At 52.3% G+C, this 18,733-nt stretch carries 17 protein-coding genes and 1 other RNA gene; 14 read left to right on the top strand and 4 right to left on the bottom strand.

Going from position 1 to position 18,733, the window contains the following annotated elements:
- The 3 genes from EKM73_RS10860 to mprF form a co-directional block, all read left to right on the top strand.
- On the top strand, nucleotides 1–653 hold a 653-nt coding region (locus tag EKM73_RS10860), incomplete at its 5' end, for a response regulator transcription factor (protein ID WP_225421387.1).
- Nucleotides 654–660: 7 nt separating this feature from the next.
- On the top strand, nucleotides 661–2,040 hold the full coding sequence (locus EKM73_RS10855) for a sensor histidine kinase (RefSeq protein ID WP_164508920.1): 1,380 nt from the start codon (nucleotides 661–663) through the stop codon (nucleotides 2,038–2,040).
- Between the two features lie 478 nt (nucleotides 2,041–2,518).
- Entirely contained in the window at nucleotides 2,519–5,128 is a 2,610-nt protein-coding gene (mprF, locus tag EKM73_RS10850; RefSeq protein ID WP_125701892.1) for a bifunctional lysylphosphatidylglycerol flippase/synthetase MprF, read from the top strand.
- A gap of 657 nt (nucleotides 5,129–5,785) precedes the next feature.
- On the opposite strand, the gene EKM73_RS10845 is transcribed toward mprF, so the two are convergent.
- A complete protein-coding gene (locus EKM73_RS10845) occupies nucleotides 5,786–6,364 on the bottom strand; it encodes an LOG family protein (protein WP_125701891.1) in 579 nt (192 codons plus the stop codon).
- A gap of 179 nt (nucleotides 6,365–6,543) precedes the next feature.
- Here EKM73_RS10845 and EKM73_RS10840 point away from each other — a divergent pair, with 179 nt between their 5' ends.
- Nucleotides 6,544–7,446: a 3-hydroxyacyl-CoA dehydrogenase gene (locus tag EKM73_RS10840; RefSeq protein WP_125701890.1), complete on the top strand. Its 903-nt coding sequence runs from the start codon at nucleotides 6,544–6,546 to the stop codon at nucleotides 7,444–7,446.
- A 106-nt stretch (nucleotides 7,447–7,552) separates the two neighbouring features.
- Nucleotides 7,553–8,191, top strand: coding sequence for a Vat family streptogramin A O-acetyltransferase (locus EKM73_RS10835; RefSeq protein ID WP_125701889.1), 639 nt, complete (start codon nucleotides 7,553–7,555; stop codon nucleotides 8,189–8,191).
- Between the two features lie 377 nt (nucleotides 8,192–8,568).
- Here EKM73_RS10835 and nrdF read toward each other — a convergent pair whose 3' ends face one another.
- From nrdF to nrdH, 3 genes are all read right to left on the bottom strand, one after another.
- Nucleotides 8,569–9,564 (bottom strand): class 1b ribonucleoside-diphosphate reductase subunit beta, encoded by a 996-nt coding sequence (nrdF, locus tag EKM73_RS10830; protein WP_125701888.1) that lies wholly within the window; start codon nucleotides 9,562–9,564, stop codon nucleotides 8,569–8,571.
- A gap of 182 nt (nucleotides 9,565–9,746) precedes the next feature.
- Nucleotides 9,747–11,912, bottom strand: coding sequence for a class 1b ribonucleoside-diphosphate reductase subunit alpha (nrdE, locus tag EKM73_RS10825; RefSeq protein WP_125701887.1), 2,166 nt, complete (start codon nucleotides 11,910–11,912; stop codon nucleotides 9,747–9,749).
- Between the two features lie 580 nt (nucleotides 11,913–12,492).
- Complete coding sequence (nrdH, locus tag EKM73_RS10820) at nucleotides 12,493–12,720, bottom strand: glutaredoxin-like protein NrdH (protein WP_020088153.1); 228 nt, start codon at nucleotides 12,718–12,720, stop codon at nucleotides 12,493–12,495.
- Nucleotides 12,721–12,919: 199 nt separating this feature from the next.
- On the opposite strand from nrdH, the gene EKM73_RS10815 reads away from it, so the two are divergent.
- The 9 genes from EKM73_RS10815 (at nucleotide 12,920) to EKM73_RS10775 (ending at nucleotide 18,731) form a co-directional block, all read left to right on the top strand.
- The gene (locus tag EKM73_RS10815) at nucleotides 12,920–13,522 is read left to right on the top strand and encodes a class I SAM-dependent methyltransferase (protein ID WP_020088154.1); all 603 of its coding nucleotides are present in this window, start codon (nucleotides 12,920–12,922) and stop codon (nucleotides 13,520–13,522) included.
- Between the two features lie 27 nt (nucleotides 13,523–13,549).
- The gene (locus EKM73_RS10810; RefSeq protein WP_125701886.1) at nucleotides 13,550–14,080 is read left to right on the top strand and encodes a nucleoside deaminase; all 531 of its coding nucleotides are present in this window, start codon (nucleotides 13,550–13,552) and stop codon (nucleotides 14,078–14,080) included.
- Between the two features lie 113 nt (nucleotides 14,081–14,193).
- Nucleotides 14,194–14,280: signal recognition particle sRNA small type (gene ffs / locus EKM73_RS10805), an RNA gene on the top strand.
- Nucleotides 14,281–14,503: 223 nt separating this feature from the next.
- Complete coding sequence (gene dnaX / locus EKM73_RS10800; RefSeq protein ID WP_125701885.1) at nucleotides 14,504–16,264, top strand: DNA polymerase III subunit gamma/tau; 1,761 nt, start codon at nucleotides 14,504–14,506, stop codon at nucleotides 16,262–16,264.
- A gap of 20 nt (nucleotides 16,265–16,284) precedes the next feature.
- A complete protein-coding gene (locus EKM73_RS10795; protein ID WP_020088157.1) occupies nucleotides 16,285–16,602 on the top strand; it encodes a YbaB/EbfC family nucleoid-associated protein in 318 nt (105 codons plus the stop codon).
- Nucleotides 16,603–16,622: 20 nt separating this feature from the next.
- Nucleotides 16,623–17,222 carry a recombination mediator RecR gene (recR, locus tag EKM73_RS10790; protein ID WP_057732958.1) on the top strand — a complete coding sequence of 200 codons (600 nt, stop codon included), beginning with the start codon at nucleotides 16,623–16,625 and terminating at the stop codon, nucleotides 17,220–17,222.
- An 11-nt stretch (nucleotides 17,223–17,233) separates the two neighbouring features.
- Nucleotides 17,234–17,485 (top strand): YaaL family protein, encoded by a 252-nt coding sequence (locus EKM73_RS10785; protein WP_125701884.1) that lies wholly within the window; start codon nucleotides 17,234–17,236, stop codon nucleotides 17,483–17,485.
- 246 nt (nucleotides 17,486–17,731) lie between these two features.
- Nucleotides 17,732–18,376, top strand: a complete 645-nt coding sequence (gene tmk / locus EKM73_RS10780) for a dTMP kinase (RefSeq protein ID WP_125701883.1) — start codon at nucleotides 17,732–17,734, stop codon at nucleotides 18,374–18,376.
- Between the two features lie 25 nt (nucleotides 18,377–18,401).
- Entirely contained in the window at nucleotides 18,402–18,731 is a 330-nt protein-coding gene (locus tag EKM73_RS10775; protein WP_125701882.1) for a cyclic-di-AMP receptor, read from the top strand.
- The last annotated feature ends 2 nt before the right edge of the window (nucleotides 18,732–18,733 follow it).

Here is an 18,733-nt window from a genome sequence, read left to right as displayed (position 1 = left end):
CATTCTTTGATTATACAAAAACATCCGTTGCCAGTAATCAAATTCGTTTGATTACCAACAACAGATATTTTAGAACCGAAAATAATCGGGGCCAATTGGATCTGATCATTTTGGATTGGATGCTACCCAAGCTGGACGGGCTCGGGGTGTTGCGGCGGATTCGGCGTAACGACGACTTGCCAGTCATCATGATGACGGCGCGCGACTACGTGAGTGATAAGGTCACAGGGCTGGATACTGGGGCAGACGACTACATTACGAAGCCGTTTGACTTGGAAGAGTTGCTTGCCCGGGTGCGGGTGATTCTGCGACATCGTCAGGTTACGACGCCAGCCACGCAGCAACTCCACGTGGGTCAGCTAATGGTCGACACACGCAGTCGCCAAGTCAGAAATGGTGGCGAGCTGATTCAATTGACCCAACGTGAATACGATCTGTTACTCTGCCTCATGAAGAATGCCGGTGAGACGCTGACCCGTGATGATCTGTTGGACCAGGTCTGGGGCGTGGATTTTGAAGGGCAACCCAACATTGTCGATGTCTACATCCGCTATCTGCGGCACAAGCTTGCGGCGGGAAACGTTAATGTTACCGACTTGATTCACACGGTTCGTGGCGTGGGTTACGTCCTCTCTACTGAATATGTGGGGTAAGTGCAGAATGGCTAAACCACAGACCACGGCCGGAGAGATTCATAAGCGGGTGATTCGGCTGCTCGTTTTGACAACGTTACTTATGGGGACTGCCATCATTACGGTGGTCGGCTACCAGCAGATTCGCCAGACCCAGCAGTCCGCCACGCGCTTGATGAAGGGGCTGCAACGTTCAGTAATCGGCGATCAGCCCGACTGGCACTGGTGGCGGCGATACAGTGCCATCAATACCTTTGAGACCAACGTCCGGGTGACGAATCCTCGTGGCAGCTCGGTGAAATACTATTACTCGCCGTTTACCCGGGACTTCTTGAATGTCAAGTCCCACAAGGTATTTGGCACCAAGGCAATCGGTTATACGCCGGATTACGGGCTAACCTACTATCGGAAAAGTTATTACCACGGAAATCGCTTGGAAATCTGGTTGAATCTGATGCCAATCGTAGAGACCTTGGTGTCGGTCATTGCTGTGGTACTGTTGGTCATGGTAGCAACGATTCTGATTGGCGGATACTATGTCCGGTCGGTCGCCCGGCAACTCACGCGGCCACTGGCCAGCTTGAATACGGCCGCTCAGGAACAGGCTCACCAGCGCGAGCGGCGGATTGCCTTGCCCGTTCCGGCTCAACCGGTGGAGGTCAATCAACTGGCTGAGAGTTTTAATGCGCTCTTGGAGACGGTCAATGCACACATCGCGCAGGAGCGGCAGTTCACCTCGAACGCCGCCCATGAACTGCGGACACCGATTGCTGCAGTGTTGACGCAGGTACAACTCCTCCAACGCCGCGCCGCAGACCATCCGGAGATTATCCCACAATCGTTGGCCTACATTAGTGAGGAGTCGATCCGGATGAAGAATCTTGTGGATAGCCTGCTGACCCTGTCACGGGCTGATCGGGCCGTCTTGAAGCTGGTGCCGGTTAACTTGCAGGATGTGGTGGCCGCAGCGTTGACGCGTGAACGGCCATTACTTCATCAGACCCTTATGGTAACCGGCACGCAGTCGGCAAGCGTGGTCCTGGGGGCCGCGGAAAGTCTGGAGCAGGTGCTGACGGCCTTGCTCGATAATGCCGCCAAATACTCACCAGCAACGTCGACTATTACGGTTGACTTGGCAACGACAGCGACTACGCATATTATTGCTGTTAAGGACGAGGGAATGGGGATCAGTGCGGCGGATAAGCCGCATGTCTTTGAGCGCTTCTACCGGGCCGATTCGGCGCGTACGCCTGAAATCACGGGCACCGGATTAGGACTGGCTATCGTTGAACAACTGGTGCGCCTGAATCACGGGACCATTACTGTCGTGGACAACGTTCCTCGCGGAAGTCAGTTCGTGGTGACGTTGCCCCGGGTGGATGGCAAATCTGAGAAAATCTCAGAATAATTTCTTTTAGGGTAAGTTTTTAAAACGCCGATGTTCAGCTATGATTGAGACATTCAGTTGTGGTTGAATTTTTTCTGGGATACTGGACGACGGGCAATGGTAAAAGTTTTAGGGGATACCATTGCGTGTTGATCGGTTGACGACAATTGAACGTCTGACGTGGCGCAACCGTTTGAGGGGATACGGTTCTTTCCGGGAGGACCAGCTTGTGCGAGTCAAGGCGAAAGCCGCATTGGGGAATGCGACTACGAAAATTAGAATCTAACTAGTAATAGAGCGATTGGTCAATGGAGTACGGGGAAAACAATGAGCAGAATAGCGGTAGCGTCGAGAGGCCTACCAGAAAGGAGCTAGGCGTGGGGACGTCGGCTCCTTTGATGTATAGTAAGTCAGCTAACCTAACGGCTGATTCCGACTCTGCCTTGATTGTGTTTCAATCGGGCCATTGCGATAATGAAGAACTACGGGGGGATTTATGATGGGGAAAAGACTATGGTCGGGCATTCAAAAACATATGACGTTGATCAAGGGGCTCTTTATGTTTTCCGTGCTGCTCTTTATTATCCGAGAAATCGGGCGAGTCGCGCGTGAGGTCAGTGGCCAACAGGTGCAATCGGTTCTGGCATCGTTGAGTTGGGGAACGTTGGGCCTTCTTCTGGTTGGCGGTTTCGTGGCGGTCTTGCCAATGCTGATCTATGATTTCACTATCGTGGAATTCTTGCCCGGCAAATTTTCAACCGGTTACATCATCCGTAGTGGGTGGGTGACCAATACCTTTACCAATCTGATGGGAATGGGCGGCCTGCTCGGGGCGAGTCTGCGGGCGAACTTCTACTCGGCGTCGGCCACGAAAAAGCAGGTGGTGTATGCCATCTCAAAGATTGCCCTGTTCCTCTTGGCCGGCCTGTCTCTGTCGTGTTGGGTTGCGCTCCTCCTGCTCTTTGGGTTTGATGTGGGCCAGCCGTATCAGGGGTATTGGTTCTGGCTCCTGGGCGGTGGCCTGTACTTTCCGGGGCTGTTCTTCTTCACGCGATTTAACGACAGTGAGTTCTTTAAGGACCTGACCTGGACGCGTGAACTACGGCTGATTATTGGTTCCAGTCTGGAGTGGGGCGGCTGTGCACTCTTCTTTCTTCTAATCGGTTGGGCGCTGGACTTACCATTGAATTTGGTCGCCGTATTCCCCATGTTTGTGGTGGCTTCGGTCGCAGGGGTCGTCTCGATGATTCCCGGTGGCTTAGGGAGTTTTGACGTCTTCATGATCCTGGGTCTGGGGATGCTGGGTGTCAGCAGAGCGGACGCGGCCGGTTGGCTGTTGCTGTATCGGCTGTTCTACTACCTCTTCCCGTTTGGCGTGGGGGTCGGCCTGTTCTTCCACGATGCCGGCCGTAAGATCAATCGTTTCTTAAATGGGTTGCCGGTCGCGGCGTTACGGCGGGGGGCGCACCTGTTTGTGACGACCTTTATGTATTTTTCAGGGGTGATGATGCTCCTGTACGCGACGATTCCAGACGTGGTCTTAACCAATCATCTCTATATTCGGTTGGTGCCCTATATGTTTTACTTCCTGGATCAGGTCTCCAATATTATCGTGGCTTTCCTGCTGATTGGGTTGGCCCGCGGTGTTGGGGCCCGGGTCAAACGGGTCTTTTGGCCGACACTCTTGGTCTTGGCAATTGCAATTGGCAACACGCTCTGGCGGGAAAACTTTCCTGGCGGGCTGGCAGTTCTGCTGGGCTTGGTACTGGCCTGTCTCATCTTTGCGCGGCCGGAGCTGTACCGCGAGGGCTTTCACTATTCCTGGGGGGGCCTGCTGGTCGACGGCAGTATCTACGTTGGGACGTTCCTGATGTATACCGTGTTGGGCTTGTACATGTTCCAGGGGCACCATCGGCCGTGGCTACCACAGAGCTGGCTGGTGCCGTCGATGCAGGTATGGCTGAACGGACTGGGTGGTTTACTGGTGGCCTTGCTGATTCTCTTGGGCATCTACCGCTACCTGGCGCATTCACGGCAGGCGTGGTTGCACCAGCCTTTCGATGGGCCGCGGGTACGGGCCTTGATTCGGCAGTTTGGTGGCAACGAGGTCAGTCACTTGGCCTTTCTGCGAGACAAGCGCCTGTACTTTTACCAAGAAGATGGCGAAGACCAGCTGCTGATTCTGTTTCGGCAGCGCGCTGACAAGCTCTTGGTCATGGGCGAACCAATTGGTAATCAGGAGAAATTAACGCTGGCACTCAAGCAATTTATGCACGACACCGATTTGGCTGGGTTGCGACCCGTCTTCTATGAAATCAGTGAGTCCCTGACGCTACGTCTGCACGAAATGGGCTTTGACTTTATCAAGGTAGGCGAAGAGGGTCACGTCGACCTGACCACGTTTAACCTGGTGGGAAAGGCCCATCGTGGGGAACGGGCGCTGGTCAACAAGTTTCGCCGCGAGGGCTATACCTGTGAAATTCAGCAGGCACCGTTCAGTGACGAAGACTTTAGCACACTGCAGGCTATTTCGGACTCGTGGTTGGGAGATCAGACCGAAAAAGGCTTCTCCATGGGATTCTTTGACCGCACTTACCTCAATGAAGCCCCGATTGCCGTGATGAAAAACGCTGACGGTGAAATTGTGGCGTTTGCCAATCTGATGCCAACGGGTGACCGGAAGATGACGTCGATTGATTTGATGCGTGAGAGCCACGCGGCCCCCTCGGGCATCATGGACGGACTGTTCGTCTATCTCTTTGAACTGTGTCGCGACCAGGGGTATACCGCCTTTAATCTGGGGATGGCACCGCTGGCCAACGTGGGCGTGTCCAACTTTAGCTTTATTGAGGAACGGGCGGCGCATCTGATCTATCAGTACGGGTCCAGTGTCTACAGCTTTCAGGGGTTGCGGGCATACAAGGAGAAGTACGTGACCACTTGGCAGCCGAAATACTTGGCGTATCGGCGGCGGGCATCGCTGATCTTCACGATGCTGCAGCTGATGCTAGTGATTAATCGGCCAGCAACGGGCCCGAAGACGCGGTTGGTGCCACATTGGCTGGATCGCTGGTTGACCGACGAAATCAACTGGCAGAACCGCCGTTAACAGATTGGTTAAAACCAGTCGCCTGCGGCAGCCAGGGAGTCCGCCTGCTGTGGGGACCGGTCCAAGCCTGAGAAGCGGTCTTGGACCTCGACTTGAAGCCGTCAAAGTTCAGACGTCTCCAAGCTCGTCCCATGACCTAACCTGACGAGAACCGTCAGCTAAGGTCATCGACACGGCCGGCTACACCCTGGCTGCCTCCGGCTTGGATTGGGTTTTACCCGCGATAACGGCTTTGGGGTATCCGTGAGTTGAGCAATGTTGGTATGTGACATCGGTGGAAATTAGGCCGATTCGTTGGCAATGTTGTTCAGACCAAAAGAGCATAAAAAAAGAACGAGCATTTGCGCCCGTTCGGTTAGATTCATCTTGAAGTTAAGTATAGTTGTTACCGACGAGACTGAAAATGGCAACGTCATTTAGTTGTTGTTTTGGCTTTGAGATAGCGTAGCCGGAGGAGGCCAAGGATGGAACCGGCCGTGATAATGGCGTTGGCTGGCGTTCTTTGCTAGCCTACGCCATGGGCGACTTTGAAGACAGGTGGTCTTCGTGGCTTCAAATCGAGCGAGAAGCCCGTTTCTCAGGCTGAAGCGTCCCCACAGCAGGTGTAATCCTTGGCAGCCGCAGGCGGAACCGTCTCAACAAAAAAACAGCTAAAGGCTAGTTCGTGTATTTGTAAGGCAACTGGTGATGGAAGGTCGCGAAACCTTCAAAGATTTCATCGATCGAAGCCGCATCGATGAAGAGGTCCATGTTTTCCTGAGGGGCGAAACCTTGGTCACAGCACTTTTGCATCATGGCGACGAGTTCGTCGAAGTAGTGGTTGATGTTGAAGAGGGCAATTGGCTTTTGGTGAACGTTGATCTGACTCCATGACAGCATGGTCGTGAATTCTTCAAACGTCCCAAAGCCGCCGGGGAGCACGATGAAGGCGTCGGATTGGCGAAGCATTTCGTCCTTCCGCTCGTCCATGGTGCTAGTCTCTAACAACGTGGTGACGTTGGTTTCTGCCAAGCCCATTTCGCTTAAAAAGGTTGGAATGATCCCAATGACTTCACCGCCGGCATCCATGGTGGACTTGGCAATAGCGCCCATCAGGCCTTCCTTCCCACCACCGTACACAACGGGATGGTTGTTAGCGGCGAGGTATTGGCCGAGCGCGTTCGTTTGTTTGAGAAAGTCTGGATCATAACCGTGGTTGGATCCGCAGAAGACGCAGACGTTTTTGATTTTTGGCATAGAAATTGACCCCCTGAATTTAGACAGTGGCGCGCCGGATGACGCAATCATTTTTTACCAGTATTGGCGCGTAACTTACAATCCATTATACCGCAAAATGACGGGTGGCCTAGGCCAGATTTGGCAGAGTTTTCGCAAGTGGCAGTTTCTTGGGGAATTATCAGAAAGGGTGAGGGGTAATGGCAATCGAAAAAGTTGTGATCGCTGGTGGTGGGACGATGGGGAGTCAGATTGCGTTTCAAATTGCTTACAGTGGCCTGTACGTGACCATCTATGATGTGAATCCGGCAGCGAGTGCCGCGGCAAAACGGCGGGTGGCGACGTGGGACCGGACCTATATGCGGGAGCGCAAGGCAACGCCGGCCGTGATCAAGACGACTAATGACCACCTGCGTTATGCCACGGATTTGGAAACGGCGGTGGAAGACGCCGACCTAGTGATTGAGACCGTCCCCGAGGTGGTGGGCGTGAAGAATGAGTTTTACGCGCAGTTGGCTAAGGTCGCCCCGCAGGAAACTATCTTCGCTACCAGCACGTCGACGATGGTTCCCAGCCAATTCGCCGCGATCACTGGTCGACCTGGAAAATTCTTGGCACTACACTTCACGAATCACGTCTGGGTCAATCACCTGGCCGAGGTGATGGGCCATCCAGGGACTGACCCGGTTGTTTATCAGGAGGTGGTGGCCTTCGTGCGGCGAATTGGGATGGTGCCGATTCAACTACAAAAGGAACATCCAGCCTACATTTTAAATGCCATGCTGGATTCCTTCCTGAGTACGGCGTTGATGCTATGGGTCGAGGGCGTAGCCGACTTCGAGACGATTGACCGGACCTGGATGATGGCGACAGGCGCCATGCGTGGACCGTTTGCAGTACTCGACGAGATTGGCTTGCAGACGGCCTATCAGCTGATGCTAGGGGCCAGTGCCGAACCAGGGCGCGAGGGCTTGGTCACGGTGGCCCACCGAATCAAGATCGAATTGATCGACAATCACCGGCTGGGTCAGGAGACAGGTGCGGGATTTTATGAGTATCCCCATCCGGCATTCCAACGAAAAGGATTCGTGCAGGGGAAATAGGATTAGCGATGGCCAACCGATGACGGTGCGGCCATTTTTTGTTGTCGTTGCTTTCCATTACGGTGCCCGGTACACTGAGGGTAATTGAAGACGAGGAGGTCTTTTTATGACGGTTCCCGATGTGAATGCTATTTACCCCAATCCAGAAATCAAAGAGGTTGTGTTTCTAAAGAACGTGATTCAGCGCCCCAATATTGAAGTGGGCGACTATACCTATTACGATGATCCGGTGGCACCGCTGGACTTTGAACAACACGTGACGCACCACTATGAATTCCTAGGTGACAAGCTCGTAATCGGTAAATTCTGTGCGATTGCAAGCGGCATTGAATTCGTGATGAACGGCGCTAATCATGCCATGACGGGGGCGTCGACCTACCCCTTTAATATCTTAGGTGGTGACTGGCAGCCGTTCACACCACGTCTCGCGGACCTGCCACTGAAAGGGGATACCGTGGTCGGCAACGATGTCTGGCTGGGCCAAAACGTCACGGTGTTGCCGGGTGTCACGATTGGCGATGGGGCAATTGTGGGGGCTAATAGCGTCGTGACCAAGAACGTGGCCGCATACACGATTGTTGGTGGCAATCCTGCCGCCGTGATTCGTCCTCGCTTTGCGCCAGCTGTGGTTGCCGCTTTGGAAAAATTAGCGTGGTGGGACCAGGACATCGATTGGATCACGACCCATATCCCAGCACTGACACGGGCAACGCCAACGGTTGAGGAGATTGAAGAGCTGATGTAAGTGGAATTGTTGTGGGATGCTAAGCTGCGTGAAGTGTGTAATAGTATGAGAATTTAGGCACAGCTTGGTCAATGAGGATGGTTGAAGACTGGTTTAGCCGGAGGAGGCTAGGATGTAGCCGGCCGTGACGATGACCTTAGCTGACGATTCTTGTCAGGTTAGGTCATGGGACGAGCTTGGAGACGTCTGAACTGTGACGGCTTCAAGTCGAGGTCCAAGACCGCTCTATGGCTTGGACCGGTCCCCACAGCAGGCGGAATTCTATCAGCCGCAGGCGACACAATCCACCTCCACATATGACCGAAAAGCAAAGAAGCCGCAAACGTGCGGACCATCATCCAGTGGTTCAGCGTTTGCGACTTCTTTATCTATCTGTTTTATTTGCTAGGATCGTCAGGATCTTTCGGTTCACCGATGTTGTAGTCGCTGTCGTTCATGGCTTCGACGTTACCTAATAGGTAACCATTCCCCACTTGGGAGAAGAAGTCGTGGTTAGCAGTCGACGTGGAGATCCCGTTCATGACGACGGGGTTCACGTCTTCGGCAGTATCGGGGAAGAGGGGATCTTGGCCCAGGTTCATCAGCGCTTTGTTGGCGTTGTAACGGATGAAGGTCAAGACTTGTTCCGTCCAGCCAACTTGATCGTAGAGGGTGTGGGTGTACTTTTCTTCGTTGTCGTATAACTTGTAAAGGAAGTCGTACATCCAGTCCTTCATTTGTTGTTGTTCGTTGTCGGTCAATTCCTTCATGCCGAGTTGGAACTTGTAACCAATGTAGGTGCCGTGGACGGATTCGTCCCGCAGAATCAACTTGATGATTTCGGCGACGTTGGCTAACTTGTTGTGGCCCAGGTAATACAGTGGGGTAAAGAAACCAGAGTAGAACAGGAACGTTTCCAGGAAGACACTGGAGATCTTTTTCTTCAGGGGATGTTCGTCGTCATGATACAGGTCGAAGATCCGCTTGGTCTTGTTTTGCAGAAATTCTTCGGAGTCGCTCCATTGGAAGATTTCATCGATTTCGTCGGGCGTATTCAGTGTGGAAAAAATCGTGGAGTAACTCTTGGCGTGAACGGATTCCATGAATTGAATGTTATTCAACACGGCTGTTTCATGAGGAGTCCGCACATCCCGACGCAGGGCGGCCATCCCATCTTGAGATTGCAGCGTGTCCAGTAAGGTCAGTCCACCAAAGACGTGGCCCACGACCCACTGGTGATCGGTGTCCAGCGTCCGCCAGTCGTCCAAGTCATTGGAAACGGGGATCCGTGTATCCAGCCAGAATTGTTCCGTTAGTTTTTCCCAAGTTGCCTTGTCGATCTCGTCAGAAACCGCGTTCCAGTTGATTGCCTTGTAGTTTTCAGTTCTTGCCATTGCAGCCACTCCTTTTTCATATTGCTGGGGTCCAACATTTGTGTTGGCCTAAGCTTACCACATTTAGATAGTGAAAATGCGAATCAAAAAGCGATGATTTCCGCTAATGCTGCCAAGCACAGAATCCCTGAGGAGCCCCCTGACTGAGCAACATGCGGATTCACCGCTTTGATTAATTTTAGCTAAATAACACAGCTTTCACATTGGTTGGCACCGACTTCGTTGTTGTCGTCGGTAAACGTCCGCACGTAGTAGATGGACTTGATGCCCTTACGGTAAGCGTAGTTCCGCAAGATGCTAAGGTCCCGCGTGGTCATCTTGTCGGTCCGGCCGTTCTTCCATTCGTACAGACCTTCTGGGATCGTTGAACGCATGAATAACGTCAAACTCATTCCTTGGTCCACGTGCTTCTGAGCGGCAGCGTAAACGTCGATGACCCGCCGCATGTCCGTATCATAGGCGGACTTGTAGTAGGGCATGGTGTCGTTGTCCAGGTAAGGCGCTGGGTAGTAGATCTTCCCAATCTTCTTTTCCTGACGTTCCTCAATCCGGTTGATGATCGGGTGGAGGCTAGCCGTGGTGTCGTTGATGTAGGAGATTGATCCATTAGGCGCAACGGCCATCCGGTTCTGGTGGTACAACCCGTCTTGCATGACGGCAGCCTTGAGCGCTACCCAGTCTTCAGGAGAAGGTAACCAGACGTCCTTAAATAAGGCTTGAACCTTTTCCGCCTTTGGCCGCCAGTCCTGTTCCGTGTAACGGTCGAAGTAGCTCCCGTCAGCGTAAGTGCTCTTTTCGAAATTGTGGAAAGTCTCGTGGCGTTCCTTGGCAATCTCGTTGGAGGCCTTGAGCGTCCAGTAGTTCAGCAGCATGAAGTAAACACTGGTGAAACCGATACTGTCCTTGGACCCATACATCATGTGGTTCTTGGCGAAGTAGCTGTGAAGCCCCATGGCACCTAGACCAATCGTGTGGGCGAGTTGATTCCCCTTTTGAATCGAAGGGACGACGTCGATATCGGAATGGTCGGTGACAAATGTCAGGGCACGAACCATGGTTTCCACGGAGTGACCGAAGTCGGGGGACGTCATCAGGTTAACGATGTTGGTTGACCCCAGGTTGCAGGAGATGTCGGTCCCTTTTTGAATGTATTCTTGCTTGTTGTTGACCGTGGATGGCGTTTGAACCTGCATGATTTCTGAACACAGGTTGCTCATCACGATGCGGCCATCGATGGGACTTTCGCGGTTGGCGGTGTCGATGTTGACGATGTAAGGGTAGCCGGATTCCTGTTGGAGCTTGCCAATTTCGGTTTCCAATTCACGTGCCTTTAGTTTCTTCTTCCGAATGTCGGGATTGGCGACCATGTTGTCGTATTCCGTTGTGATATCCACGTAGGAGAACGGCTTGCCGTAGATGCGTTCCACGTCGTAAGGGCTAAACAGGTACATGTCGGCGTCCTGTTCACAGAGCTCGTAGAATTTGTCGGGCACCGTGATACCGAGTGACAGCGTCTTGAGTCGAATCTTTTCATCGGCGTTTTCTTTTTTTGCACCCAAAAAGGCAATGATGTCGGGATGGAATACGCTTAGGTAGACCACACCGGCCCCTTGACGTTGACCCAGTTGATTAGAGTAGGAGAAACTGTCTTCCAATAACTTCATGACGGGGACAACCCCGGAAGCGGCGCCGTCGATATGCTTGATGGGATCACCGGCCCCTCGTAAATTGGAGAGGCTAATGCCGACCCCACCACCGATACGGGACAGTTGCAACGCAGAGTTGATGGTCCGACCGATGGTATTCATGTCATCGGTGGACTGAATTAAGAAGCAGGAGACCAGTTCACCACGCCGCGCCCGACCAGCATTTAAGAAGCTAGGCGTTGCGGGTTGGTAGCGTTGGTGGATGATTTCATCTGCGAGGTCGTGGGCCAGTTGTTGATCGCCACCGGCAAAGTCGAGGGCGTTCATGGCCACGCGGTCGATGAAGTTTTCTAAGTAGTAGTCGTTGTCGTCCGTCTTCAGTGCATATTGGGCGTAGAACTTGTAGGCGGCCATGAAGGACTTGAAGTGGAAATCCTGGGCCTTCAGGTAGCTGTAGAGGTCTTCGACGAAGTCAAATGGATATTGATCGATGACCTGTTGTTCAACGTAGTTTCCGGCGATAAGGTAATCGAACCGGTCACGGAGCGTGTCGAACTTTTTGGTGTTGGGAATCACGTTTTCGGTTAAGAAGGCCTGTAAGGCTTCCTGATCCTTATTCAGCGGAATCTGTCCATCGACGGGGATGTTGATCTCGTTGTTTAAGTCGTAGTATGTGACGTCGCCTAAATTCTTTAAACTCATACTCGTCATCTCTTCCTTCTCTTCATAATCATTGCTTTTTGGTCTAACAGGTGTCGCCTGCAGTTGCCAGAGATATCGCCTGCTGTGGGGACCGGTCCAAGCCTGAGAAGCGGTCTTGAACCTCGACTTGAAGCCGTCACAGTTCAGACGTCTCCAAGCTCGTCCCATGGCTTAACCTGACAAAGGACGTCAGCTAAAGCCATCGACACGGCCGGCTACATCTCTGACCACCTCCGGCTAAGTCAGCAGTTAGCCCGGCAGTAGGCTGCTAATCGTCTCTCGGAGTAATTTTGTATAGAAAGCTACCAGTTCTCTAAGCGGTGAACCCACTAAGAGAACTTCCACGGCTGAGCCTATTTTGACCGTCCCTGCGGCTGGCACTTGTGTAGTTCGTCAGCAATTATCTAATCGTCTTGTCTGATCCTATATCATTAGTATTTTTGCAGACACTATGATATAGGACTAGCTGAATCACTCATATTTGCCAAACAATTAGTTAGTTAACCGTTAAAAATCATATAAAAATGGCGACACCGTGAACAAACACGACGTCGCCAAGACGGGTTTGTGCTTACTTCAATTAGCCCGCAATCTTGGTCAATTGATCTGGCCGGAAGCCATAGAAAGCAGGGAGCCCTTGTGCTTCAACAACTGGGACGGCTTGGAAGCCGTGGTCTCTAAGGTAAGACACATATTCTGGATTTTGATTAATATTCCGTTCTTCGAATTCCACGTTGTGTTCGCTGAGAAAACGCTTCGTCATCTTGCATTGCATGCAGTTGTTCTTTGAGTATACTGTTACTTTCATTGTTGCCACATCCCTTAAATTTCAATATCAACGAGTTAAGTGTACACCAGATATTGAAAATAGCAATTAAAAAAAGCACCACATTTGGTAGTTGGTCAATACAATAACTACCAAATATAGTGCTGAACGGATTAAATTTATTTTTCTTGTTTTCCGCCAAAAAACTAAGGTAGAATAGACCTAAAAGGTGGCGGAGAATTTGACTAATCACTATTATACACAAAATCCAGACGTTTTACATGAGGAACACCATTGGCCGTTTACCCTCTTAGGTAACGAATTGTTGTTTACCACCGACAACGGGGTCTTCTCCAAGAACCGAGTCGACTATGGGTCACGGGCCTTATTAGCAGCTTTCAATGCCGATAAGACGCCGGCTGGTCCCTGGTTGGACTTGGGTACCGGATACGGTCCCATCGGCTTAGCCCTAGCTAAGAAGTGGCCTGAACGGCAGGTGACGATGGTCGATGTCAACGAGTTGGCGTTAGACCTGGCGCGGCAAAATGCCGTGGCTAATCAGATTGAAAATGTTGAAATCAAGACGTCAGATATTTATGAACACGTCACGGAGCGTTACGCTGCCATCCTAACGAACCCACCCGTTCGTGCGGGCAAACAGGTCGTAACGGCCATGTTGACCGGCGCCAAGGAACACCTCTTACCTGGGGGCACGTTGACCGTTGTGCTCCAGAAGAAGCAGGGGGCACCGTCGGCCGAGAAGAATATGAAGGCGACGTTTGGCAACTGTGAAATTATCAAAAAAGATAAGGGCTATTATATTTTGGAAAGTACGCTGAATTAACCTAACTGACTGGAAAGGAGGGGTTCGATGCGTGACGCTTCCTATTCACCTCTACAACGACACTATATGAAGGAAGCTCTGTTTGAAGCTGACCAAGCGGCACTGATCGGCGAAGTGCCGATCGGGGCGGTTATCGTCCACGAGGGCAAGATCGTTGGTCGGGGGCACAACCTTAGAGAACACGCCAACGATGCCACACTTCATGCCGAGGTGCGGGCCATCGAGGAGGCATGTGCCACGCTCAAGAGTTGGCGCCTCGAGAATTGTCAGCTCTACGTGAGCATTGAGCCCTGCCTGATGTGTAGCGGGGCTATCATCAACGCTCGGATTCCCGAAGTCTATTACGGCGCGCGGGACCCCAAGGCCGGGGCCGTCGACAGTCTCTATCAGACGCTGACGGACGAGCGACTCAACCACACGGTCACGGTTCACGAGGGCCTGATGGCCAAGGATGCCGGTGAACGCATGGTAGCATTCTTCAAGGCCGCCAGAAAGCGACAGAAGGCGGCTAAAAAGGCCCGCAAGGCCAAAGCAGCGGCACAGAATTCACAGGACTAGTCGGTTGTCATGGAGCGGGTGGTCGGTGGCGTTTCAGCCGAGCAACGCTGACAATTTTGACAAGCCGCTAGACAGGCTTCGCGAATCATGATACACTAGTTATTGCCGTTAAGGCCTTGAAGCAAGGGCGGACTTACGAATTGTGTCAGGTCCGGAAGGAAGCAGCACTAAGTTTGCTTCGCTTTGTGCTTCAAGTTTATGAGCAATTAAGCAGGAGCTGTGACGTTTGTCGCAGCTCCTTTTCTGTCTTTAAATTTCATCTGGCAGAACCGGATGGCTAGGGGAATGGGCCACTTAGATTAAAAAATCAACATTAATTTCCGCTAAAACCAACCCAACAATCCGTGACAGACGGTAGGGAAAAAGGCTATAATTATGAACAGCGAATTTATCTGAGAATTATTGAAGAAAGGAACCGATTGCATGGCTTATCAAGCACTCTACCGGGTCTGGCGCCCGCAGCGTTTCGATGACATGATTGGGCAAGAAGTCATCACGCGTACGCTGAAGAATGCCATTACGACGAATCAAATCAGTCACGCGTACCTCTTTGCCGGGCCGCGGGGCACTGGGAAGACCTCGGCCGCGAAGATTTTTGCCAAGGCAATCAACTGTCACCATCAGGTCGACGGCGAACCTTGCAATGAATGTGAGACGTGCAAGGCCATCACGAATGGTACGCTCAATGACGTTATCGAAATCGATGCGGCTTCCAACAACGGGGTCGAAGAGATTCGAGATATTCGAGACAAGGTCAAGTATGCGCCGACCGTGGCCGACTACAAGGTCTACATCATTGATGAAGTCCACATGCTGTCGACCGGGGCCTTCAACGCCTTACTGAAGACGTTGGAAGAACCACCGGCTAACGTGATCTTTATTCTGGCCACGACGGAACCGCATAAGATTCCGGCCACGATTATTTCACGGACACAGCGCTTTGATTTCAAACGCATCGCGGCTAATGATAGTTACGAACGGATGATTTACATCCTCAAGCAAAAGGATGTCACTTACGACGATCAGGCCATCAAGGTGATTGCCAAGGCCGCCGAGGGCGGGATGCGGGATGCCCTGAGTATCCTGGATCAAGCCCTGTCATTCGGGGACAATGAGATTACACTGGACAATGCGCTACTGGTTACCGGGAGCGTCACACATGAGCTGTTAGCGACCTATATTTCACAGGTCCTGGCCGGTGATACCAAATCGGCCTTGGCGAGCTTACAGTCCGTCTTAGAGGCTGGTAAAGATGCCGAACGGTTTACCGAGGACATCATCAGCTATGCCCGGGACCTGTTGCTGTATCAGCAGGCACCACAGATGGTTGAGGAAGCCGAGATGGGGAGCGTTAGCGAGGACTTTCAGGCACTGGCCAAACAGACGCCGGCACAGACCATGTACGCCATGATCAACGAGCTCAACGCCATTCAGCAACAGATGCGTTTCACAACGCACCCCGACGTTTACCTGGAAATTTTGACCATTAAGTTGGCTGAAATTGGCGGGCAAAAGGGTGCAGCGCCAGCGAACGTCGTGACACCAGCTGCCACGCCAAATGCCGAGGCACCGGCACCCGCACAAACGGCGGGTGGTACCGACGTGACAGAGCTTCAGCACGAGATCGATCAATTACGGTCGGCCGTGAAACACCTCGAGCAGGCACCTGCAGCCTCGGCTGCGGCACCTGCCAAGGCGAAGCCACGCGTGGCCAAGTCACCGGCGACCAAGGAAGTCAACCTGGCTAAGATCTATCCGGTGCTGGGTTCGGCGACGCGTGAGAAACTCAATCAGCTTCAGGAGGTCTGGCCCGACTTGCTCAATAGCCTGACCGTGACACAGCGAGCAGTCATGAAGGTGTCACAGCCCGTGGCAGCAGCCAACTCCGGGGTCATCGTAGCTTTTGATTATTCGTTCCTGTATCAGCGGGCGACGACTGATCATGAGCTGACCGATGCGTTGGAGAACGGGCTCGACCGGATGATTGGGTCAGCGCTACCGGTGGTCTTTGTCCCTAAGGACGAGTGGCCGGTGATTCGGAAGAATTATCTGACCGCACACCGTGATGAACTGCAGGCTAATGGCGAGGAAGAAGCACAGCCGGAAAAGCCGGCGGCTAATCCGGTCGTGACCAAAGCTGAAGAACTCTTCGGCAAAGACATTGTGGATGTTAAACAAGATTAAACTTTGAAAGGATGATACCAATGCGGAACATGGGAAATATGGGCAACATGATGAAACAAATGCGTCAAATGCAAAAGAAGATGGAAGAGGACCAAGCGAATTTGAATGCACAATCCTTTACCGGAACGTCACCCGACGACATGGTTCAGGCAACGTTTACCGGTGACCGGAAGATGACTGACCTGGCAATCAAGCCAGAAGCCATCGATCCCGATGACCCCGACATGCTGGCCGACCTGGTCTTAGCAGCCGTTAACGATGCCCTGACTAAGGTTGACGAGACCACGAAACAAACGTTAGGCAAGTACACCCAAGGGATGAACATTCCTGGTATGTAAGGCAGAAAGGACGTTGTGACATGCAGTACCCAGAACCCATTGCGCAGTTGATCGACAGCTATATGAAGCTACCGGGCATCGGCCAAAAGTCAGCGACTCGGCTGGCATTCTTTACCATTGATATGGCGGATGACGATGTCACGGCGTTTTCCAAGGCACTGGTCTCGGCTAAACGGGACCTGCACTATTGTTCGATCTGTGGAAACATCACGGAGAGTGATCCCTGTGCCATCTGCGCCGACAAGACGCGGGATCAAAGCCACGTTTTGGTGGTCGAACAGGCCAAGGATATCATGGTCATGGAAAAAATGAAGGAATATCACGGCTTGTATCACGTCCTCCACGGGGTGATGTCGCCAATCGAAGGCAAGGGGCCCGAGGACTTGAACATTACCAGTCTGATCAACCGCTTGCAGAAGAATCCCGATATGAAGGAAGTTATCATTGCCACGAACGCTACTCCCGAGGGGGAAGCCACGGCGATGTACCTGTCACGGCTGATCAAGCCGGCGGGCATTAAGGTGACGCGTTTGGCTCACGGCCTGTCCGTGGGGAGCGATATCGAATACGCTGATGAAATGACGTTGTTCAAGGCCGTTGAAGGCCGGACAGAGATGTAGGAGGGCGACTGATGTTTGGACGAAAGAAGCGCCAATTTCCCCGGTTGAAGGCAGCCTACGATGAACAGCTACTGGCGACCATCGATGACGCTAAGGATCGTTGGGACCACGCGAAGCAAACGGAAGAAGCCATTGCCGATGCCGACAACGAAATGACGGCCAATACCGCCTTGGCACGGCAAACCTACCTGTTCTTGTACCGGGAAGCTCGGTTACGTCGAGTGAAGGGCAAGCACATTTCGGCGGCGATTTTCCGCGACTAGGTAATTCGAATTAGGAACACTTTAAAAGGAACATCTGTTGAAGCTTCAGTCTTGCCCTTGGGGTGAGGGTGAAGTTTTTTATTGTCGATCGGTGTTGGATGGTTTGAGAGGGATAACCAGGGTGTTACGGGGTGATTCTTGAGTTGGCATAAACCATTATGAAAGTGTGAAATTCAAACGATGCAAATAGACATCATTTCTGAATTCAAGTACAATGTAAGTATTCAATCAAAAATGGGGTCGAGTATGTTGTCAGGAACATTTATAAGCTTCGAAGGACCCGACGGCGCCGGTAAGACCAGCGCTCTCGCGGCTATTACCGCTAAGATTCAGCCCACTTTGGGGGACCGGTTAACGATTACGCGTGAACCGGGGGGCAATCCCATTTCAGAAAGTATTCGGGCGATTATTTTGGATCGGGCGAATACCGATATGGACTATCGCACGGAGGCCTTGTTGTACGCCGCAGCTCGGCGACAGCACATTGCTCAGACAATCCTACCAGCGCTCGCCGCTGATCAGTTGGTTCTGTGTGACCGCTACGTGGATAGTTCCATTGCCTATCAGGGAGCGGGCCGCCAAATTGGTGAGGACGCCGTGGCTCAGATGAATACGTTCGCCACGGATGGGTTATTGCCCGATTTGACGGTGTATTTCGATGTTCCCGCCGAAGTGGGGCTGCGCCGGATTCAAATCCATCGTCAGGCTGATCAAGTCGATCGACTAGACGTTGAGCAGGAAGCCTTTCACGATCGTGTGCGAGCTGCTTACTTACGGTTACAACAGGCTCATCCAGAACGCATTAAATTAATCGATGCAACCCAGTCACCCGATCAGGTGGTTGCGGAAGCCTTGGCATTGATCAAACAAACGGCAGCACGTTATTTCTAAACCGGCATTTGAGGGAGGAACAGCAATGAAATTATTAATCGCTATCGTCCAGGACAAAGACGCAAATCGCCTCAGCAATGAATTTATCGATAAGAACATTCGCGCAACGCGGCTATCGACCACTGGGGGCTTCTTGAAGTCTGGGAATACCACGTTTATGATTGGTGTGGAAGAGGACCGGGTCGATGAAGTCTTGGAAATGATCAAGGCGGCCAGTCACACGCGTCAGCAGTTTATGACGCCACCCGTTAACCTGGATGCACAGTTAGACAATACGTCCTCGTATCCGGTGGAAGTTCAGGTGGGGGGCGCCACGGTCTTTGTGATGCCCGTCGACCAGTTCCATCAATTTTAGGG

It is taken from the genome of Levilactobacillus fuyuanensis (genome assembly GCF_003946395.1).
In the GTDB taxonomy this organism is placed as follows: domain Bacteria; phylum Bacillota; class Bacilli; order Lactobacillales; family Lactobacillaceae; genus Levilactobacillus; species Levilactobacillus fuyuanensis.
The sequence above is the reverse complement of the archived record's forward strand: the minus strand, read 5'-3'. Positions and strand labels throughout refer to the sequence as shown.

Coding starts and splice junctions, on each gene's coding strand:
- mprF (WP_125701892.1), top strand. CDS start 2,519: ATGGGGAAAAGACTATGGTCGGGCATTCAAAAACATATGACGTTGATC.
- nrdF (WP_125701888.1), bottom strand. CDS start 9,564: ATGGCAAGAACTGAAAACTACAAGGCAATCAACTGGAACGCGGTTTCT.
- EKM73_RS10855 (WP_164508920.1), top strand. CDS start 661: ATGGCTAAACCACAGACCACGGCCGGAGAGATTCATAAGCGGGTGATT.
- EKM73_RS10785 (WP_125701884.1), top strand. CDS start 17,234: ATGTTTGGACGAAAGAAGCGCCAATTTCCCCGGTTGAAGGCAGCCTAC.
- nrdE (WP_125701887.1), bottom strand. CDS start 11,912: ATGAGTTTAAAGAATTTAGGCGACGTCACATACTACGACTTAAACAAC.
- EKM73_RS10795 (WP_020088157.1), top strand. CDS start 16,285: ATGCGGAACATGGGAAATATGGGCAACATGATGAAACAAATGCGTCAA.
- EKM73_RS10840 (WP_125701890.1), top strand. CDS start 6,544: ATGGCAATCGAAAAAGTTGTGATCGCTGGTGGTGGGACGATGGGGAGT.
- tmk (WP_125701883.1), top strand. CDS start 17,732: ATGTTGTCAGGAACATTTATAAGCTTCGAAGGACCCGACGGCGCCGGT.
- EKM73_RS10835 (WP_125701889.1), top strand. CDS start 7,553: ATGACGGTTCCCGATGTGAATGCTATTTACCCCAATCCAGAAATCAAA.
- nrdH (WP_020088153.1), bottom strand. CDS start 12,720: ATGAAAGTAACAGTATACTCAAAGAACAACTGCATGCAATGCAAGATG.
- EKM73_RS10775 (WP_125701882.1), top strand. CDS start 18,402: ATGAAATTATTAATCGCTATCGTCCAGGACAAAGACGCAAATCGCCTC.
- dnaX (WP_125701885.1), top strand. CDS start 14,504: ATGGCTTATCAAGCACTCTACCGGGTCTGGCGCCCGCAGCGTTTCGAT.
- EKM73_RS10810 (WP_125701886.1), top strand. CDS start 13,550: ATGCGTGACGCTTCCTATTCACCTCTACAACGACACTATATGAAGGAA.
- EKM73_RS10845 (WP_125701891.1), bottom strand. CDS start 6,364: ATGCCAAAAATCAAAAACGTCTGCGTCTTCTGCGGATCCAACCACGGT.
- recR (WP_057732958.1), top strand. CDS start 16,623: ATGCAGTACCCAGAACCCATTGCGCAGTTGATCGACAGCTATATGAAG.